General features: G+C 61.6%; 1 pseudogene. It reads right to left on the bottom strand.

The window, feature by feature from the left end:
* A pseudogene (locus H6A60_RS13070) lies at positions 1–281 on the bottom strand (hypothetical protein); the annotation flags it as partial.

The following is a 281-nucleotide window of genomic DNA, read 5'->3' as shown; positions in this document are numbered from 1 at the left end:
GGCTGATGGCGCCGTCCGTGCCGTCCTCGATGATCCAACCGTCCTTGCGGTGCGCCCAATCAAGCAGGTCGTCCGCGCGGTCATCCGAGAGCGGCATCCCCAACGGGTACTGAGAGGCGGGCGAGAGGTACACACCCTTCGCCTGCGGATTGATCTCCAACGCTTTTTCGACGTTGAATCCCTGCAGATCAACGGGTACCGGACAGGTTGCCCGGTTGCGGAAGCGAAAGATCTCGTACGTCGTCGCATAGCCTGGATCTTCGAGCCATATAGCGTCGGCG

The sequence above is a fragment of the Sutterella massiliensis genome, from assembly GCF_016899755.1.
GTDB lineage: Bacteria > Pseudomonadota > Gammaproteobacteria > Burkholderiales > Burkholderiaceae_F > Sutterella > Sutterella massiliensis.
This window is presented reverse-complemented; position numbering and strand designations above follow the sequence as displayed.